The following is a 17,062-nucleotide window of genomic DNA, read 5'->3' on the forward strand; positions in this document are numbered from 1 at the left end:
CCTCGGCTTTGACCGCTGCCGGAATTTTTCTATGAGCCATGATTCACCTCGCAGGAGATTTTGCTCCTACTTGGTGGTCCTGAAAAACCCGGCCACTACAGGCGCGCTCCTACGGGGTCTTATCTCAGAACCGGTTCGGTCCCGCGATGTGGCATTTGTTGAGCTCGGTCTTCGCCGACGCGGCGCCGGCCTGATCGTTCGCCTGCAGACGCATCTCGACGACCGTCTGCCAGTTACGTGCGCAGAGGCTGCCGGACTTCGGGCCCATCTCGAACGACTGTTTGGCCAACTGCTCCGCGCGGGGGAAATCCTGCATGCGCACGGCGATTTCCGCGCGGTCCTGGATCAGCTCGGGCGCGTCCGGCGCGCGCTTCAGCGCTTGCGCCAGCTTGGCGTCGGCATCGGGGTAATTGCCCGCGCGCTCGTCGGCCGAGGCGGCCTGCTGCAGGCCCTGGACGCCCGGATCGCGCAGCGGCGCGACTTCGATCGCCGACTTTTCACGCTCACCCGCGGCGCGAATCTGCGCCACGATGTCGTAAGACGGCTTGCTGGGGCGGGTGGCTTGCGGCGGCGCCGGCTGGCTGCAGGCGGCGACGAAGGTGACGGCGGCAATGGCGCAGAAGCGAAAGCGATGCATGGGTCAATCCGTAGGATTACTGGGAACGGGCGGCGCGGGCTGGGCAGCTCCGTCACCGCCGCCGAACATACCCTTGAATCGCTGCCAGAAACAGCCCTCTTCCGCTTCCGGCACGTAACCGGATACGAACGGGAACTGACGCGCGCCTTCGCACGACGGGTCCGTGCGCTTACCCGTCTGCGGATTCACATAGGCCATTTCCAGGCCCTCGCCCGGCGCCGCTGACAGCGGACGCGTCGGCAGCTTGCGGAACAGCTCCTGCCAGACCTTCATGCTGCCGGTGGCGCCGTAGAGGCCGGTGGGCTTGTTGTCGTCACGGCCCATCCAGATCACCGCGAGACGGTCGCCCGTAAAGCCGGCGAACCAGGCATCGCGCTGGCTGTCGCTGGTGCCGGTCTTGCCCGCCGCGTGCAGGTAGGCGAGGTTCGAATTGCCGATGGCCGCGGCCGTGCCGCCGTTGACCACCTGCTGCATGGCCCACGTCGTGAGACGCGCGGCGGTCTGGTACTCGCCTTCGCCCTCCTTCACTTCGTAGCGCTTGATCGCCTGGCCCTTGCTGTCCATGACGCCGCGCACGGCCACCAGCGGCAAGGCGTGCCCGTCGGCGGCGATGTACTCGTACAGCTGCGCCACCTGCAGCGGCGAGATGTCGATGGCGCCGAGCAGGAGCGACGGACTGGGATTGACGCCTTCGAGCCCGAACGACTCGAGAAAGCCCTTCACCCGGCCGACGCCGACCTGCATGCCGAGGTTGACCGTCGCCAGGTTCCACGAATGGACCAGCGCGTCCAGCATCGGTACCTGGCCGTGGACCTCGCGGTCATCGTTCTGCGGCGTCCATGGGGTACCGTCGGGCTGACGCATGTTGATCGGCGAGTCGTCGACGATCGACGCCAGCGACCATTTGGACGGCTGCGCCAGCGCGACGAGATACACCAGCGGCTTGACCAGCGAACCGATCGAGCGACGGGCATCGAGCGCACGGTTGAAACCCTGCTCGCCCGGATCGCGCGAACCGACCACGGCCAGCACGCTGCCGTTGGTGGTATCGGTCACCACAGCGGCGGCTTGCGCGGCGGCGCCCCGCTTGCCGAGGCTCTTCATGGTCGTGACGATGGCCTGCTCGGTATAGAGCTGCGCCGTCGGATCCAGCGTGGTGAAGATGCTCAGGCTGCCGTCGCGCAGCGCGGCTTCGTCGAAGTCCGCCGTGATCTGCGACCGCACCAGTTGCATGAAGGCCGGGAAGCGGTTGTGCGGCAGCTGTGCGTTGGGCGCGATGCCCAGCGGCGCGGCCTGCGCCGCCCTGGTCTGCGCGTCGTCGAGCAGGCCGGTGTCGTGGAACTGCTGCAGGACGAGGTTGCGACGCGACAGGGCACGGTCCGGATAACGACGCGGATCGTAATAGCTGGGGCCCTTGACCAGGCCGATCAGCAAGGCGATCTCCTGAGGACGCAGGTCTTCAAGACGGCGGCCGAAGAAGAACTCGCCGCCGGCGGCGAAACCGTGCACCGCCTGATTACCCTGCTGGCCCAGGAAGACCTCGTTGACGTAGGCCTCGAGGATGCGTCCCTTCGGATAATGCGCTTCCATCAGCAACGAGAGAATGGCCTCGTTGACCTTGCGCAGCATGTTCTGGTCGCGGTCGAGGAACAGGTTGCGCACCAGCTGCTGGGTCAGCGTGGAGCCGCCCTGCACCGTGTGACCTGCGCGGATGTTGGCGACCGACGCGCGCGCGATGGCCGAGAAATCCAGACCGATGTGATTCTTGAAGTCGCGGTCCTCGACGGCCTGCAGGCCCTGCACGAGCAGCGGCGGCACGTTCTCCAGACGCACGATGCGACGCTCTTCCTGCTGCGCGCCATACAACGTCGCGATACGTGCGGGATCCAGATGGATCGACTTGATCGGCTTGTCATTGGTGTCGTCCACCACCGAGGCGACCTGACCATTGGCCAGGACGACACGGATGCGGTGCGGCAGCTCGCCGCCATCCGGACCGAAGTAGCCGTGCGATGCGATGATGAAGCGCGAGCCGTTCTTCGAGTAGCTGCCCTGGACCTTGCCGGCTCCTTCGGTGGTGTAGCCGGCAAAGGTCAGTTCCAGCTCCAGGGCCGCCGGCGTCAGCGCCCTGCCCGGTTCCAGTGGCAGCGGCCGCGCATAGACGCGGGTGGGGACCGCGAACACGAGGTCGTTGAAGCGCTCCTGCAGGCGCGCATTGAGAATCAGCGTGTAGGGCAGCAGGAAGCCGAACAGCAGTCCCATCACCAGCCAGAAGGGAATACGCAGCCACGGCCAGGCCGTGCGCAGGAGGGAGCCAAGACGATTCAGGAAAGCCAACGCGGGAAAGTCCTGCGAGAGAGGTCGGGGACCGATGATAGGGGCAGTTCACCGGCGCCCATCTGAACGGATGAGGGCAAAGTGAGGGCGATACGGATCAGCGGACCGGCTGCCAGGTTCCGGGCTGCGGCCGGAAAGGCCGCGGATGCACACCGAGGATGGCCTCCAGGTCCGTATTGTCGGCAATCAGGTCGGTATCGAGCCGGTTCACCGGTCCGCGCATGAGCGGCGACACGGACGCGGCTAGTTCGAGCACCAGACGAGGGACCGGGAGCGGCACGACGAAACCGCCCGCGCTCCGCTGCGTCCGCCGGAACATGTCCGCGGCCGTGAGCCGTTCACCGCCGCCCATGGAGAGGGTGCGGCCGCGCGCCGCCGGTGTCCGCAGAGCGGCGACGACGGCCGCGGCGATATCGTCCGCGTGCACCGGCTGGCGCTGCCCCCGACCTGCCGGCAGCGGAAAGATATGGCGCCGGCGGGCGGATGCCACGATCGGCGTCAGACTCTTGTCCATGCCGGCCCCGTAAATAAGCGTCGGCCGGAAGACGGTCCAGGGCATGCCGCGCGATGCGCAGGTCGCGATCAGCATCGTCTCCGCATCCCGCAGGCGGCGCGAGACTTCCCGCTCTTCGGGCACCTGCGATTCGCGCTTGGTTTCGGCGCTCATCGACGACGTGGCGACGATGTGGGGAATGCCCGGCAACCGCATCTCGGCAAGCCACTTTGCCAGCAGATCGATGGGCCCCAGCGAGACGACGGCCTGCAGCGGCGGCAGCTCCGGCATGCCGTCCGGAAGATGACCGGACCGCCAGCGAGGGTCGTGGCCCGGCGGGCGCCGGCTGACCGCCATCCATGCATATCCCTCCGCCTCGAGTCGCGGAAGAAGAAAGTGCCCGATCTGACCGGACGCGCCCATCACCAATACCGTCATCGTGCTCAGCGTCCTGTCGCGATGCGCTCATACGCACTTTGCAGTCGCGGATCGTCCGGCACGTAGCGTCGTGCGTGGTCGAGCGACTGGAAGGCGCCCTGGCGATCGCCGCTGGACGCGCGCTGCAGCGCGTTATCGATGAGGGCGCTGCCGAGGCGATGACGCATCTCGCCCTGGGAAGCATCGCCCGGCGCCAGGTCCGACAGGGTGCCGTACAGATCTTCGGCGCGCTTTACGTTGCCAGCGGCGACGGCCTGCTGCATCTGCTTCTCGACCTGTGCGGGCAAGCCCTGCAGGCCCGCGCGAGCGGTCGGGTCGTTGCCGTCGATCGCCAGGGCGTTTCGGTAGAGGTCGTAGGCGCTGTCGCCCGGGGGATCCATGATGTCGCCGCGCGACGCCGCGGCCTGTGCACGACGAACCAGATCGGCGACCTTGGCTTTCTGCTCCGGACTGACCGCGAGCGAGGCTTCCGGTGCGTTGTCGTCACCTGCCTGCGCGCCCGCCACGGGCGGGACACCAGCGGCCGCATGCCCGTCGCCACCACCCAGTCGTGCGCGTGCGGCGGCGAGTTCGGCGGATTTCGGGGCGAGCTTCGTCGCCTGATCGAGCAGCCTCGCCGCCTGGGCGTCGTCATTGCTGTCGAGGGCGGCATTGGCTTGCACGATCAGCGCCTGCGCCACCTGGCCGAGCCCGGCCTTCGCGCCCGCGTTGTCGGGGTCCGCGGCGAGCGCGGCGTTGAAGCGTGCCAGCGCGGTGTCGTCGCCCTCACCGGTGAAGCGCCCCGCGCGCATCGCATCGTTGCCCTGCTGGATGAGCGTGGCGATCGCCTGGTCGTCCTGCTTGCGTGTTTCCGCCAGCGAGGCACGCAGCGACGGAAGGTCGCTGTAGCCGGGCACGAGGATGGCGATACGATCGACCAGCGCATTGGCCCTGGGGCGATCGTTGTCGGAAATCGCCTGCCTTGCCTGCGCCGCCAGCGCGTCGCCCACACGATCGAGACCGCGTGCCGCCACCGTGTTGTTTCGGTCGGCGTCGAGCACCCGGCGGTAAAGCGCCCCCGCACCGTCGTCACCGTCGAACTTGCCGGCGGCGAACGCCGCCTGCGCACGGTCGATCAGTGATTCGGTGTGGCCCTGCGGATTACGCGCCTGCGACAGCTGCTGGGTGAGGCGTTCGACGTCGCTGCCACCCCCGAGCAGTTCGCGGGCGACGTTGAGCGCGGCTTCGGCTTCGTCAAGGTTGCCCGCGCTGAGGGCGGCGTCGGCGCGAGCCACTTCCGCCATGCCGACGCGGCGCAGGCCGTCGCGCGCCTGGTCGCTGTCGGGCTGCTGGTCACGCGCCTTTTCGAACAGTTCGCGGGCGCTGTCACCCGCCGTGCCATCGAGCTTGCCGGCCGCGAGGGCCTGGTTGGCCTGACCGAGGAGATCGTTGAGCTCCGTCGCCGGCATCAGATTGCGCAGCCGGTCCTGCTGCAACCACAGGCCGGTGACGCCACCGATGAGCACGAGAACCAGCACCGGAATGAGCCAGCCGCGTTTGCGCTCGCGCCGTGGCGGCGGTGGCGTAGGTCCACCCGTACGCCGACGCGGCTCGTCGACGACGATGTGAGGCAGGCCGTCGTCCACCGGCGCGGCCGGACGGTCGAGGTCATCCAGCCGGCCGAGCGTCGGCTCGGTGCGACCGCGATGGTCGTGATCGTGGTTGTCTTTGCGTCCGCTCATGGGCGTGGGTCTTCCCTAGGAGCGGAGCAGCTTAACATTCAGGCGTGAACGGCCGTTGTAGGCCGCGCACGTCAGATTTCGACGCGGATCCGGCTGGCCGCGCGCTTGGCCTTCTCGAGGGCCTCGTCGACCGTCGCGGCGCGCGCCAGCGTCACGGCCATGCGGCGACGGCCGCGCACTTCGGGTTTTCCGAAGATACGCAGCATGGTGCCGGTCTCGGCCAGGGCTTCCGCCACGCCGTGGTAGGTGGGCGAGTGCCCCTCCCCTTCCACCAGCACCGCGCAGGAGGCGGCGGGCGAAAAAGCGTGAATCTCCGGCACAGGCAGACCAAGGATGGCGCGGGCATGGAGGGCGAACTCGGACAGATCCTGCGAGATCAGGGTGACCAGGCCGGTATCGTGCGGCCGCGGGCTGACTTCGGAGAAGATCACTTCGTCGCCACGGACGAAGAACTCCACCCCGAACACCCCCCAGCCACCGAGCGCGGCCGTGATCGCGTCGGCCTGGCGTTCGGCGGACGCCCGCGCGGTATCGCTCATTGGCTGCGGCTGCCACGACTCGCGATAGTCGCCGTCTTCCTGGCGATGGCCGATGGGCGCGCAGAACGACACGCCGTCCCGGTGGCGTACCGTCAGCAGGGTGATCTCGTAATCGAAGTCGATGAAGCCCTCGACGATGACCCGGCCCCGGCCGGCACGGCCGCCGGCCTGGGCGTAATCCCACGCCGCCTGCGCATCGGCGGGCGTGCGCAGCACGCTCTGACCCTTGCCCGACGAGCTCATCACCGGCTTGGTGACGCACGGCGTACCGAGCACCTTCACCGCCTCGACGAACTCCTCGTAGGTGTCGCAGAACCGGTAAGGCGAGGTCGGCAGGCCGAGCTCCTCGGCGGCGAGGCGACGGATGCCCTCGCGATCCATGGTCAGCCAGGCCGCCTTCGCGGTGGGGATGACCCTGAGACCTTCCTTCTCCATCTCGATCAGCGTGGGCGTGTGGATCGCCTCGATCTCCGGCACCACCAGATGCGGCTTCTCTTCCTCGATCAGCGCGCGCAGGGCCTTGCCGTCCAGCATGTCGATGACGTGGCTGCGGTGGGCCACCTGCATCGCCGGCGCATTGGCGTAGCGGTCCACGGCGATCACCTCGACAGCGAAGCGCTGCAACTCGATGGCGACTTCCTTGCCCAGTTCGCCGGAGCCCAGCAGGAGCACCTTGAGGGCGGTATGGGAGTGCGGCGTGCCGAAGGTTTTCATGCGGGGGAGGTCCAGGAAAGCGTGATCGCACATTCTAGGTGTCGCGCCACGGGGGTGCCAGCGGGCCTTACATGAAGGTTTGCATCATTGACACGACAGCTAATCGTGCTTTCATGCGATCTGGCCTTACAACGTGGATGTATGCCCATGCGTCGTCAGATCGTCGCGCTCGCGCTCCTGTCGAGCCTCGCCACCGCCCATGCACAAGATTCGAAGACCTGGATGAGCGTGATGCTCGACGGGCGCAAGGTCGGCAAGCTGGTCACGGAACGCTCGGTCACCGGCGACACCGTGACCACCCGCCAGGCCATCGATCTGCGCGTCACGCGTGGCAGCACGCCACTGGTCACCCAAAACGAAGCGGTCGCGACGGAGAGCCTCGACGGCAAGCCCCTGGCGTTCCACGCCAGCAAGACCGGCTCATCGCAGGAGAACGCCGTCGACGGCCAGCCGCGCCCCGACGGAACGTTTCAGGTGACCACGCGCGTCGGCGACGATGCGCACGTCAGCCTGCTGGCGTGGACGCCAGGCGCGGTGCTCAGTGAAGGACAGCGGCTAGCCATCGTCGCCGGCGGCTTCAAGGCGGGCAGCCACTACCCGCTGAAGACCTTCGACGCCATGAAGCAGGAGGTCGCGACGCTGGACGTCGAGGTGATCGGCGACGAGATGATCGACCTGCCGGGCGGCACGGAACGTCTCCATCATCTGCGCCAGCGGCTGGCCGGCGGCAGTGGCGCACAGTCGCTGGACATGTGGGTGAACGACCGCGGTGAAGTGCGTCGCGGCATCTCGCCACTGCTCGGTTTTCGTATGGAAGTCGCCGCGTGCGACGAAGCCTGCGCGACGGCGCCCGACCAGGACATCGACGTGCTTCGCTCGGCCATGCTGCAGTCGCCACGGATCATTCCGAACGGGTCGCAGGGTCAGGCGATGACGTATCGCTTTCACCTGCGCGACGATCTGCCGGCACCGTTCGTCAACACGGACGAGCAGCAGGTGAAAAAGCTGTCGAACGGCGATTACGAGATCACCGTCGGCCATCCGCAGAGGCATGACGACGAACCCGGCCCGACGCCTGAAGACACGGCGTCCAACCCCTGGGTGCAGTCGGACGCACCCGAGGTGATCGCGCTGGCGAAGGAGGCCGTCGGCAACGCATCCAGCGATCTGAACCGGATGCGCCGCCTGCGCAGTTTCCTGACCAGTTATATCGACCAGACCGGTCTGGAAGTCGGCTATGCCTCCGCACTGGAAACTATCCAGACGCGCCGTGGCGACTGCACGGAACACGCCGTGCTGCTGGCGGCCATGGCGCGATCGCAAGGCATTCCGACGCGCATCGTCACCGGCCTCGTCTATGCACAGCGATTCGCGGGCGCATCGCGGGTTTTCGTCCCGCACACCTGGGTGCAGGCGTGGATCAACGGGCGCTGGGAAAGCTTCGATTCCGCGCAGTCGCGCTTCGACGCCACCCATATCGCTCTCGGCGTCGGCAGCGGCGATCCCTGGCGCTTCTTCGCGTCGATGGCATCGCTGGGACGCATGCAGGTCGCCGACGTCAAGATCTCCGGATCGATGCCCGATTTCATGCAGGGTCCGGCGCCGTCGCAGCAGCCCGCGACCCCATCGTTCAACCCGGTGGGCCCTGTCGGCCAGACGGGCGGCCGTCGCTGATCCGGGCATGCCCCCCGACCCACGGGGGGCTTGACTGTGACGGCAAAAGTGCTGTGATGGAGCCGTCCCCGCCCATCCGGACGTACGCACATGAGACGGTATCCAGTCGTTCTCGCCGTACTGCTGTGTCTCCTGCCCGCGTGTGCGCTGGCGACGGAGACCTGGATGACCGTGTTGCTCGACGGGCGCAAGGTCGGCAAGGTCCGCATCGAGCGTGACGTCGTCGGCGACCGGGTGACTACCTCGCAGAGCCTGGATTTCCGCCTCACCCGCGTGAAGACGCCGCTTGCGATGCATACCGATGTTCGCTCGGTCGAGACCATCGCCGGTGCTCCCCTCGCGTTCTACGCGCGTAGCAAGATGTCCGCGCAGGAGAACACCGTCGAGGGCACCGTGCGCGACGACGGGGCCTTTCAGGTATCCAACACCGTGGGCGGCCAGTCGAAGGTAAACCTGCTGATCTGGCCGTCCGGGGCGGCGCTGATCGAAGGCCAGCGGCTGACCATGGCCACTCATGGTTTCCAGCCGGGCACGACGTACCGTATGCGCAGCTTCGATGCGGTGAAGCAGCAGGTCGCCACCGTCGACATGGAGGTGATCGGCGACGAGATGGTCGACATGCCGCTGGGGCGCGAATCGCTGCACCACCTTCGGCAGACCCTGGCCTCGGGCAAGAACAACCCGTCGGTCGATCTGTGGGTCGACGACCAGGGCTTCGTCCGTCGCGGCATCGCACCGTTGCTCGGCTTCCGCATGGAAATGACGGCATGCGATGAGGCCTGTGCCAGTGCACCCGACCAGGACGTCGACCTGCTGCGCGCGGCGATGATCGGCGCACCCCGCCCCATGACCGCCAACCTTCGCTTCGCACCGGTCCGATATACGATCCTCGTGCGCGGCGGTTACACCAGTCCGTTTGTGCAGACCGACGAGCAACGCGTCACCCCGATCGGCGACGGGCTCTACCAGCTGGACATCGGCTTTTCCCAGTCGCACAGCGGCGAGCCCGGCCCGCTTCCGGAGGACACGGCACCCAATCCCTGGGTGCAATCCGACTCGCCTGAAGTACTCAGTATGGCGCGATCGATCGTGGGCGACGCGGCGACCGATATTCAACGCATGCGACGCCTGCGCTCCTACCTCTCGGACTACATCACGGAGAAAGGGCTGGACGTCGGTTACGCCTCGGCGCTGGAGACGATCCAGACCCGGCGTGGCGATTGCACGGAACATGCGGTGTTGCTTACCGCCCTCGCCCGCTCGCTGGGCATTCCCACACGCGTGGTCACCGGCGTCGTCTACGTCGAGCGATTTGGCGGCGTGAACCGGGTCTTCATCCCGCATGCCTGGGCACAGGCGTGGATTGAAAACCGGTGGGTGAGTTTCGACTCCGCGCAACGCCGCTTCGACGCCACGCATATCGCACTGGGCGTGGGTGACGGCGAACCGTGGCGCTTCTTCTCGTCGATGTCGGTCCTGGGCAGGGTCCGCATCGAGCGCGCCATCCCGGCATCGTCGCTGATGGACATGCCGGCACCGAGCATGGGTGACATGGGCGGCGGAGCTGGCAAAGGCGGGTGATGGAGACGCTCTTGCAGGGAGCCGGCCCTGCTGGCGATCCTACGGCGCCCGCCGCAAGGACAGCCCGACCGCGATCCACGCAACGATAAACGCCACCCCGCCGAACGGCGTCATCGCCCCCGTCCACCGTGGCGCCCCCAGTGCCAGCGCGTAGAGGCTCCCCGAAAACAGCACGATGCCCACCGCGAACAGCGCGACGGCGACCGATCGCGCCCGTCCCGGCGCCAGCCCGACCACCGCGACGAACATCGCCAGCGCATGCCAGAAGTGATACTGCACCGCGGTGTGCCACACCTGCAGCCCGGCATCGTCGACCACGCCACGCAAGGCGTGCGCACCGAAAGCCCCTAGCCCCACGGCCGAAGCACCGGCCACGCCGACGAGGAGAGCATGGGCACCACTGACAGGTTGTCGCATTCGGTTCGTTCCGGATAAGGGCGTGCCTGGGAACCGGCACGGGTGTCGTATCCTGCGCAGGATATCCCGCGGAGTGTCGCATGAAGCCGTTCCTTGCCCGCCGGGTCATGCTGACCCTGCTCGCCCTCGTCTCACTGGCTGCGCTGAGCGCCTGCCAGCACGAGCCTCAGCCCGAGTGGCGACTGAACGATGTGTCGGGCCACCTTCCCGACCTGGACTTCAGGCTGACCGACGACAACGGCAAGGCGGTGACCGGTGCCGACTACCGTGGCAAGGTGACGCTCATGTACTTCGGCTACACCCACTGCCCGGACGTCTGCCCGCTGACCCTGACGCAGCTGCACGTGGTGCTCGGCCGCCTCGGGCCTGCCGCCGACAAGGTCCGCATCCTTTTCGTCAGCGTGGATCCGGCGCGCGACACCCCGCAGATCATGCACGACTACGTCAACGCCTTCGACAAGCACGCCGTGGGCCTGGTCGGCTCCGATGCCGATGTGGAAGCGCTGGCCAAGCGCTATCGCTCCGCATTCACCCGTGAGCCCGACAAGGGCGACGGCGCTTATGATGTCAGCCATAGTTCGGCCATCTACTTCTTCGATGCCCAGGGCAAGGCACGCCTGCTTGCCACACCGTCGGCGTCACAGGACGACATGGTCCACGACCTGACCCTGCTCACCTCGCTGGAACCCCACGCATGATGCTTCGCTCGCTCGCCGCCGCTCTGCTCGTTTTCGCCACGACGGCGCATGCCGCCGATACCGCGCCTGTCGTCGACGCCAGCGCCGCATGGATCCGCGTCCTCCCCGGCAGCCTGCCCGCCGGCGCGTACGTGACGTTCGAGAACCGGTCGACGACCGCACTGAAGATCGTCGGTGCGGAAAGCGCCGACTACGCCGAAGCCATGATCCACCGCAGCAGTACCGAAGGTGGCATGGGGCGCATGGAAATGGTGGACAGCGTGCCCCTGCCCGCGAATGGCAAAGTCGAGTTCAACCCGGGCGGCTATCACGTGATGCTGGAGAAGCCCAGGCATCCGGTGAAGGCGGGCGATACGCTGACCATCACCTTCGATTTGTCCGACGGGAAGAAGCTGCCGGTGACGTTCATCGCGCGGCCGGCGAATGCCACGGGCCCGAAGGACTGAGGCGCGCTCCTACCGGATGAGGAAATCCACGGGCGCATCGTGCGCCCCGATGTCCTCGCGATACATCTCGTCCACCCGCGCGTGTTCCGGCCCGTCACGCAGCCAGACCTCGAGCTGGTCGATCGCCGCGGCATCACCGTACGCGACCACCTCGACGCTGCCATCCGGCAGATTGCGTGCATGGCCGGTAAGCTTCAGCGCCACGGCCCGCTCGCGCGCCGAAGCGCGGTAGAACACGCCCTGCACCTTGCCTCTCACGATGAAGCGTGCGGCTTTCATCTCATGACCCCCTGGCGATGGCCTCGCTCAGTTTCTCGCCCGTCACCGGGCCGACGAAGCGCTGGGCGACGTGGCCGTCCGGCGCGATCAGGTATGTGGTGGGCAAACCCTTGGGCGGGTCGAAGTCCTTCGGCGGTGCCGTGACGTCGAGCTGAGCGATCGGGTAGACCACCGGGTGCTTGTCGACGAAGGCCTTGATCTCCTTCGCGTCGGTGTCCTCGAAGGCGAGACCGATCGCCACGACGTCCTTGCGGCTCTTCACGAACGCGGAAATGTCGGGCATCTCCTTGATACACGGCACGCACCAGGTGGCCCAGTAATTCACGATCACCCACTTGCCGTGCTGAGCGGAAAGATCGAACGGCTTGCCCTCCAGCGTGGTGACCTTGAGCTCGGGTTTGGCGGCGGTGGCCGCCATCGCGGGCGTGGCGAGTGCCAGGGCGACGACGGCGAGTGTGCGCAGGATCATGCGGGGAAATCCTCGATGGAAACGGGTGCGGGTGTCGGAGGGAACAGCTGGTCGAGTCGCGCACCGAGCGTGGCGTCGAGCGCCGCCGCCAGGTTGTCCAGCAACACCAGCAGGTCGGGCGGAAGGTAGATGCCCATGCGCTCGACCTGCTCGCGCGGACGCAACGGCAGACGGTACTGCGTGCAACGGTACACACGCAGGAGTTCGGTCGTGTCGAGGCTGCGACTGAGCAACCAGCCACCGGCCTCGCCACGCTGAATCATGTCGGCGCGCTGTAGGTCTTCGAAATAGCAGGCAATCGCGCTGGATGGAAGATACGGCTCGCGCAGGCGGATGATGGCCGGATCGACGCTGTCACCGCGACGCTGCGCCTCGACGAAATGCTGCAGCACGACGAGCAGACCGATGAACTCCGCGCCTTCCGGCAAGGCTTCGGTCGGTACGACGTACTCGAAAGCGGAAATCGACGCGGCGATGGAGGCGCCGAGGATCACGATGATCCACGACAGGTAGATCCACAGCAGAAAGATCGGGATCGCGGCGAGCGCGCCGTAGATCTCTTCGTAGTTGGGCGAGTTGCGGATGAACTGGGTGAAACCCCAGCGCGCGAACTCGAACAGGATCGCCCCCAGCAGCGCACCGATGGCCGCATGCCGCCACGAGATGCGGCGGTTGGGCACCATCGTGTACATCAGCACCAGCGTCACGAAGGTGATGACGAAGGGCAGCAGGCTGATCAGCCGGAACTGCGAGGCGATCTGATCGGCCGCCGCGTGCAGCAGCGGAAACGCGGTGATATAGGACGACAGGGCCAGACCGCCGACGACGAGGATCGGCCCGAGGGTGAGGGCCGCCCAGTAAAGCAGCAGCCGCGAGGTCCAGCCGCGCGGCTTGCGCACACGCCAGATCCGGTTGAGACGATCCTCAATGCTGATCATCATCGAGACCGCGCTGAACAGCATGACCAGGATGGAGATGCCGGTCAGCTGGCTGGCCTTGTCGGCGAAGGCCAGCATGTACTCCTGGATCTTCATGCCGGTGGCCGGCACGAAGTTCTGGAAAGCGTAGTTGGCCAGGGAGCCGCGCCACTCCGCGAACACGGGGAAGGCCGAAAGGATGGCGAAGATCGCAACGGTCAGCGGCACCAGCGAGACCAGCGTCGTGTAAGACAGTGCGCCCGCGGTCTCGAAGCATTTGTCGTCGACGAAACGCAGCCAGGTGAAGCGGGTGAAGCTCAGGGCGCGGTCGCGGTCGAAGCGCAGCGGCATGGTGGTCCTTGAATCCTGGTCCCGGTGGTTTGGGAACGTAAACAGTTCTGCGAGACTAGTGCCTTCGCAAAGGCACTCATCCATGTCCCACGACGTTCTCGTACTCTACTACAGCCGCACTGGCCACACGGCCCAGCTCGCTCGACTCGTTGCCCGCGGCATCGAGGAAGTCCCCGGCATGCGCGCCCGGTTGCGCCAGGTACCTCCCGTGGCCCCGGTGACCGAAACCGCCATGCCGCCGGAACCCGAGGAAGGCGCGCCGTACGTCAGCCGGACGGACCTGGTCGAGTGCGTCGGTCTGGCCATGGGTAGCCCGACCCGCTTCGGCAACATGGCGGCCCCGCTCAAGCATTTCCTCGACACGACGGGCGCCGAATGGGCATCCGGCGCGTTGGCCGGTAAGCCCGCCGCGCTGTTCACCTCGACCAGCACCATGCACGGCGGGCAGGAATCGACCCTGCTGACCATGGCCCTGCCCCTGCTCCACCACGGCATGGTGATCGTCGGCCTGCCCTACACGGAGCCGGCGTTGTCCAGCACGACCACCGGTGGCACGCCGTACGGCGCCAGCCACGTCGCCGGCTCCCGTGGCGACAACGCGATCAGCGAGCACGAACGCGACCTTGCCCGCGCGCTGGGCAAGCGTCTGGCCGACATCGCGCGGCGGCTCGGCACCCCGGCATGAACGAAACGCCACAGGGCACGGGCGGCTCAGCCGGGCATCGCACGGCGCGCACGGGCGGGATGAACGGCCTCAGCGCCAGCCAGAAGACCGGACTGGCCGCCTGGGCGGCACTGATCGTCATTCAGCTGCTCTGGTACTCGCTGTATCCGCCGGTCTCGATACCGACGTGGGTGGCCTTCGCGATCACCGTTCCGCCGCTGCTGCTCCCGCTGATGTCCCTGCCCCGCGTCACCCGCGCGCTGCTATGGGTGGGCATCCTGGCGCTGTTCTACTTCTGCCACGGCGTGGCGGAAACCTGGAGCTCCGCGAACGATCGCTGGCTCGGCATCCTAGAAATCGTCGTGACACTGCTGCTGATCGGCACCCTCGGCGCAGGTGTGCGCCGTCGCCGATAAGGTCCAACCAGGCGTTATGCTGCTCCGCGTATCGACGCGGGCGTCCGCAGGATGCAGGCTTGGCTATCCGATCGACACGCCAAGGACGTCACGATGGCATTCGTGCAGCACGCGCCGCAGCTGGCGCACCCGTTTCAGCATGATCGCGTGCTCCAGGCATGGCTCGCGCAACGGCTTCCCGCGGAGCGCGCCACGGCCGTGCGCCCGGACCTCGATGCCCTCGGCGACTACGCCGTCATGGCCTGGGAACGGCGTAACCGCACCCCCCGCACCGAACCGGTGCTCACCTCGTGGGATGCGTGGGGTAACCGCGTCGACCGGATCGCCCTGACGCCGGCGTGGGAAGAAGGCCCGGCCATCACCACACGCCACGCGGTGCTCGCTTCAGGTCACGAAGCCTCGCCCTGGGCGCGCGTCGAGGAGTTCTTCCGGGTTTACATCTACCACGTGTCGAGCGAGTTCTATTGCTGCCCGCTGGCGATGACCGACGGCGCCGCCACGGCGATCCGCGCCTCCGGCAACGCGGCGCTGATCGAGCGGGCACTGCCGCACTTCCTCAGCCGCGACCCGGCCTCGTTCTGGCTCTCCGGCCAGTGGATGACCGAGACGCCCGGCGGCTCGGACGTCGGCCGTACCGAGACGGTCGCCCGGCAGGACGCGAACGGTCAGTGGCGGCTTTACGGCCGCAAGTGGTTCAGCTCCGCCGTCGTCGGCGAGGCCGCGCTCGCCCTTGCGCGCCCCGAAGGCGCTGGGCAGGGCACCGCCGCGCTGGGGCTCTTCTACGTGGAAACGAAGGACGACCACGGTGCGTGGCGTGAGATCACCATCGACCGGCTCAAGAAGAAACTCGGCACCCATGAACTGCCCACCGCCGAGATCCATCTGAACGGTCTGCCGGCCATCCCGGTCGGCCCCGTCGACCACGGTGTGCGCCAGATCGCACCCATGCTCAACGTCACCCGTACCTGGAACGCCGTCTGCGCGGTCGCGAGCATGGCCCGCGCGATCTCCCTGGCGCGAGACTACGCGACACGCCGATACGCTTTCGGCGCGCGTCTCATCGACCACCCGTTGCACGCGCGCACGCTGGCCGACATGCAGGCCGAATACGAGGCCGCCTTCGCCCTGACCTTCCACGTGGCCGAATTGCTCGGGCACGTCGAGCACGGCCAGGCCGGCCCCCTGGACGCTCCCCTGCTCCGGCTGCTGACGCCGCTGGCCAAACTCTGGACGGCCAAGGTGTCCATCCGCGTCGTCTCCGAAGCGCTCGAGTGTTTCGGCGGCGCGGGCTACATCGAAGACACCGGCCTGCCGCAGCTCCTGCGCGACGCGCAGGTCTACGCGATCTGGGAAGGCACCACCAACGTGCTGTCGCTAGACATGCTGCGCGCGCTGGGCAGCGTCGGCGTCGCCCCGATCCGCGGCGCGGTCGCCGCGCTGGCCGAAGAAGGGAGCCCCGAACGGCGCGCCATCGACAGGACGCTCGATGCGACCGAAGCCCTTCTGGGCGACGTGGCGGCCGACCGGGCGTCCCTCGAGGCGTCGGCGCGAGGCATCGCCTTCACCCTCGCGCGCTGCATGGCGGCGGCCCTGCTCGCCCGTGCCGCACGGGCAGGCGATTCGGCCGGCGACGCCCGCCCGGCAGCCGCTCTCCGCCGGTTCGTCGCCCGCGGCCTCGATCGTCTGGCTCTTCCCGACAACGAGAGCGACAGCCTGCTCGCCGGCAGCATGTAAGATAGGCGCCCGTTTCACCCGGCTTCCCAGGTCAACCATGCAGCAGCTCACCATCGTCACCACCGGCGGCACGATCGACAAGGTCTACTTCGACGAAAAGTCGGATTACCAGATCGGCTCCCCGCAAATCGGCGACATCCTGACCCAGCTCGGCGTCGCGTTCCGCTTCGACGTGATTCCGATCCTGCGCAAGGACAGCCTGCACGTGACGGACGAAGACCGTGCGCTCATGCGCAGCACCATCGAGGCCCAGCCCCATCGTCATGTGCTGGTGACCCACGGCACCGACACCATGGTGGAAACCGCGCGTGTACTCGCCGGCATCCCCAACAAGGTGATCGTGCTGACCGGCGCCCTGAATCCGGCTCGTTTTCAGGGGTCGGACGCCGTGTTCAACATCGGCTGCGCGGTCGGCGCGGTACAGACGCTGACCGATGGCGTGTACATCGCCATGAACGGCCGCGTGTGGAATCCGGAAAGCGTCCGCAAGAACCGCGACGCGAACCGCTTCGAAGCCATCTGATTCGAAGCGATCCG

General features: G+C 67.3%; 17 protein-coding genes. 8 read left to right on the plus strand and 9 right to left on the minus strand.

Annotation, left to right across the window (positions count from 1 at the left end):
* Nucleotides 1-124: 124 nt before the first annotated feature.
* The 5 genes from J2X57_RS19165 to purT all read right to left on the minus strand — a co-directional run bounded on the left by J2X57_RS19165 (nt 125) and on the right by purT (nt 6,879).
* Complete coding sequence (locus J2X57_RS19165; protein ID WP_036115171.1) at nt 125-637, minus strand: tetratricopeptide repeat protein; 513 nt, start codon at nt 635-637, stop codon at nt 125-127.
* Between the two features lie 3 nt (nt 638-640).
* Complete coding sequence (gene mrcB, locus J2X57_RS19170) at nt 641-2,974, minus strand: penicillin-binding protein 1B (protein WP_036115175.1); 2,334 nt, start codon at nt 2,972-2,974, stop codon at nt 641-643.
* Between the two features lie 97 nt (nt 2,975-3,071).
* Nucleotides 3,072-3,905, minus strand: a complete 834-nt coding sequence (locus J2X57_RS19175; protein WP_309869457.1) for an NAD-dependent epimerase/dehydratase family protein — start codon at nt 3,903-3,905, stop codon at nt 3,072-3,074.
* Nucleotides 3,906-3,910: 5 nt separating this feature from the next.
* Nucleotides 3,911-5,626: a hypothetical protein gene (locus J2X57_RS19180; RefSeq protein ID WP_309869460.1), complete on the minus strand. Its 1,716-nt coding sequence runs from the start codon at nt 5,624-5,626 to the stop codon at nt 3,911-3,913.
* Nucleotides 5,627-5,697: 71 nt separating this feature from the next.
* Nucleotides 5,698-6,879: a formate-dependent phosphoribosylglycinamide formyltransferase gene (gene purT / locus J2X57_RS19185; RefSeq protein ID WP_309869463.1), complete on the minus strand. Its 1,182-nt coding sequence runs from the start codon at nt 6,877-6,879 to the stop codon at nt 5,698-5,700.
* A 147-nt stretch (nt 6,880-7,026) separates the two neighbouring features.
* Here purT and J2X57_RS19190 point away from each other — a divergent pair, with 147 nt between their 5' ends.
* Both J2X57_RS19190 and J2X57_RS19195 read left to right on the plus strand, forming a co-directional pair.
* A complete protein-coding gene (locus J2X57_RS19190; protein WP_309869466.1) occupies nt 7,027-8,553 on the plus strand; it encodes a transglutaminase-like domain-containing protein in 1,527 nt (508 codons plus the stop codon).
* Nucleotides 8,554-8,643: 90 nt separating this feature from the next.
* The gene (locus J2X57_RS19195) at nt 8,644-10,134 is read left to right on the plus strand and encodes a transglutaminase-like domain-containing protein (protein WP_309869468.1); all 1,491 of its coding nucleotides are present in this window, start codon (nt 8,644-8,646) and stop codon (nt 10,132-10,134) included.
* A gap of 39 nt (nt 10,135-10,173) precedes the next feature.
* Here the strand turns inward: J2X57_RS19195 and J2X57_RS19200 are convergent, their stop codons facing one another.
* Nucleotides 10,174-10,551, minus strand: a complete 378-nt coding sequence (locus tag J2X57_RS19200) for a DUF423 domain-containing protein (RefSeq protein WP_308847158.1) — start codon at nt 10,549-10,551, stop codon at nt 10,174-10,176.
* Nucleotides 10,552-10,631: 80 nt separating this feature from the next.
* Between J2X57_RS19200 and J2X57_RS19205 the strand changes: the two genes are divergently transcribed.
* Both J2X57_RS19205 and J2X57_RS19210 read left to right on the plus strand, forming a co-directional pair.
* Nucleotides 10,632-11,249: an SCO family protein gene (locus J2X57_RS19205; protein WP_036115195.1), complete on the plus strand. Its 618-nt coding sequence runs from the start codon at nt 10,632-10,634 to the stop codon at nt 11,247-11,249.
* Nucleotides 11,246-11,695 carry a copper chaperone PCu(A)C gene (locus tag J2X57_RS19210; RefSeq protein ID WP_309869472.1) on the plus strand — a complete coding sequence of 150 codons (450 nt, stop codon included), beginning with the start codon at nt 11,246-11,248 and terminating at the stop codon, nt 11,693-11,695. The genes J2X57_RS19205 and J2X57_RS19210 overlap by 4 nt, the downstream gene beginning before the upstream one ends.
* Before the next feature lie 9 nt (nt 11,696-11,704).
* On the opposite strand, the gene J2X57_RS19215 is transcribed toward J2X57_RS19210, so the two are convergent.
* The 3 genes from J2X57_RS19215 to J2X57_RS19225 are packed head-to-tail and all read right to left on the minus strand — an operon-like array spanning nt 11,705 to nt 13,711.
* Nucleotides 11,705-11,974, minus strand: a complete 270-nt coding sequence (locus J2X57_RS19215; protein WP_036115200.1) for an acylphosphatase — start codon at nt 11,972-11,974, stop codon at nt 11,705-11,707.
* Nucleotide 11,975: 1 nt separating this feature from the next.
* Nucleotides 11,976-12,443 carry a TlpA disulfide reductase family protein gene (locus J2X57_RS19220; protein WP_052191147.1) on the minus strand — a complete coding sequence of 156 codons (468 nt, stop codon included), beginning with the start codon at nt 12,441-12,443 and terminating at the stop codon, nt 11,976-11,978.
* Nucleotides 12,440-13,711, minus strand: coding sequence for a YihY family inner membrane protein (locus tag J2X57_RS19225; RefSeq protein ID WP_309869476.1), 1,272 nt, complete (start codon nt 13,709-13,711; stop codon nt 12,440-12,442). Before J2X57_RS19225 ends, J2X57_RS19220 begins: the two co-directional genes overlap by 4 nt.
* Before the next feature lie 82 nt (nt 13,712-13,793).
* On the opposite strand from J2X57_RS19225, the gene wrbA reads away from it, so the two are divergent.
* The 4 genes from wrbA to J2X57_RS19245 all read left to right on the plus strand — a co-directional run bounded on the left by wrbA (nt 13,794) and on the right by J2X57_RS19245 (nt 17,048).
* Nucleotides 13,794-14,396, plus strand: coding sequence for an NAD(P)H:quinone oxidoreductase (gene wrbA / locus J2X57_RS19230; protein WP_036115205.1), 603 nt, complete (start codon nt 13,794-13,796; stop codon nt 14,394-14,396).
* Nucleotides 14,393-14,791: a DUF2069 domain-containing protein gene (locus J2X57_RS19235; protein WP_309869479.1), complete on the plus strand. Its 399-nt coding sequence runs from the start codon at nt 14,393-14,395 to the stop codon at nt 14,789-14,791. Before wrbA ends, J2X57_RS19235 begins: the two co-directional genes overlap by 4 nt.
* A 93-nt stretch (nt 14,792-14,884) precedes the next feature.
* Entirely contained in the window at nt 14,885-16,525 is a 1,641-nt protein-coding gene (locus tag J2X57_RS19240) for an acyl-CoA dehydrogenase family protein (RefSeq protein WP_309869481.1), read from the plus strand.
* A 37-nt stretch (nt 16,526-16,562) separates the two neighbouring features.
* A complete protein-coding gene (locus tag J2X57_RS19245) occupies nt 16,563-17,048 on the plus strand; it encodes an asparaginase domain-containing protein (protein ID WP_309869484.1) in 486 nt (161 codons plus the stop codon).
* Nucleotides 17,049-17,062: the final 14 nt, after the last annotated feature.

The sequence above is a fragment of the Luteibacter sp. 1214 genome, assembly GCF_031455395.1.
Lineage (GTDB): Bacteria > Pseudomonadota > Gammaproteobacteria > Xanthomonadales > Rhodanobacteraceae > Luteibacter > Luteibacter mycovicinus.